This is a genomic window from Micromonospora sp. NPDC005172 (assembly GCF_040608555.1).
GTDB lineage: Bacteria > Actinomycetota > Actinomycetes > Mycobacteriales > Micromonosporaceae > Micromonospora.
Genome location: NZ_JBEXIL010000120.1, coordinates 1 through 1,553, shown reverse-complemented (window position 1 = coordinate 1,553; position 1,553 = coordinate 1). Strand labels below are relative to the sequence as shown.

The following is a 1,553-nucleotide window of genomic DNA, read 5'->3' as shown; positions in this document are numbered from 1 at the left end:
CCCTGTCTGTCAGGGTGAGTTGAGGCCAGCGGCTCATAGCAAGTCCGCCGGACAGGGCGAGTTCAGGATCGAGAAGCGTTGAATACTGCTGTTGATGTCGTGACGGCCCAGGATGGGGTCATGAGTGGCAAGAAGGGTCCGCGTTCAGGCGGGCCGCGGGCACGTCGGTCGTTCACGCCGGGGCAGAAGCTGGAGCTGCTGGCCGCGTATGAGCAGGCCGTCGCGGCTGGTGAGGGCGGGGCGTTCCTGCGGCGTGAGGGCTTGTACTCGTCGTTGATGTCGGAGTGGCGCCGGGCTCGCGACGCCGGCTTGTTGCAGGGCAAGCCGGCTGGGGAGACGGTCGGGAGGCCGTCGGCGGAGCAGGCCGAGATCGCCCGGTTGCGCCGTGAGCTGGAGTTGGCGCAGGCGAAGCTGGCACGGACCGAGACGGCGTTGACGATCATGGGAAAAGCGCGCGAGCTCTTGGAGGACATCTCCAGGAGCGAGCCGGACGGTCCGGACGTGTTCGGGCTCGGCAGACGCTGATGGACACCTACCACCAGATGACCGGGGCGGGGATCACGACGCGGGACGCGAAGCGGCTGACCGGGATCGCCCGATCCAGCGCTGAGCGCGACCGGCGGCGGCCGACACTGGCGGCGCCGGTGCGGCGAGCGCCGGCGAACGCGCTCACCCCGGTCGAACGCGGGCAGGTCCTGCGGCTGTTGAACAGTCCGGAGTTCGTCGACGCAGCCCCGGCCCAGATCTACGCGGCGCTGCTGGACCAGGGCGTGTACGTCGCCTCGATCGCCACCATGTATCGGGTTCTGCGCGAGCACGCGCAGGTTCGCGAGCGTCGCCGGCTGGCCCGGCACCCGGCCCGCCGGCGTCCCGAGCTGGTCGCCGACCGGCCGGGGCAGGTCTACACCTGGGACATCACCAAACTGGCTGGACCGGTCAAGGGCGTCTACTACGACGCCTACGTGATGATCGACATGTACTCCCGGTACATCGTCGGGGTCCGTGTGCACGCCCGCGAGTCCGGACCCCTCGCCGAGTCGATGATGCGCGAGGTGTTCGGTGTCCATGGCGTCCCGCACGTCGTGCACGCCGACCGTGGCACGTCGATGACGTCGAAGTCGGTGGCTGACCTGCTCGAAGACCTCGACGTGACCCGCTCACACTCCCGACCGAAGGTGTCCAACGACAACCCGTACAGCGAGGCCTGGTTCAAGACGTTGAAGTACGCGCCAGCCTTCCCGGACCGGTTCGCGTCCCTCGCCCAAGCGCGGGCGTTCATGAACGACTTCGTGACCTGGTACAACCACGCCCACCGGCACTCCGGGATCGGCCTGCACACCCCCGCTGACGTCCACCACGGCCGTCACCACACCGTCCGCGCCAACCGCGAATACACCCTCGCCGCAGCCCGGACGGCGCACCCGCAACGGTTCGGCACCACCCGGCCCCTGCCCAAGATCCTCGACCTGCCCGAACAGGTCTGGATCAACAAGCCCGAGCCGCAACGACAAGCCGCTTAACTCCCGTTGGCCTCAATCCCTTGACACATTCCG

General features: G+C 68.3%; 1 pseudogene. It reads left to right on the top strand.

Going from position 1 to position 1,553, the window contains the following annotated elements:
• The first annotated feature begins 120 nt into the window (after positions 1-120).
• A pseudogene (locus ABZV06_RS32030) lies at positions 121-1,520 on the top strand (IS3 family transposase).
• Positions 1,521-1,553: the final 33 nt, after the last annotated feature.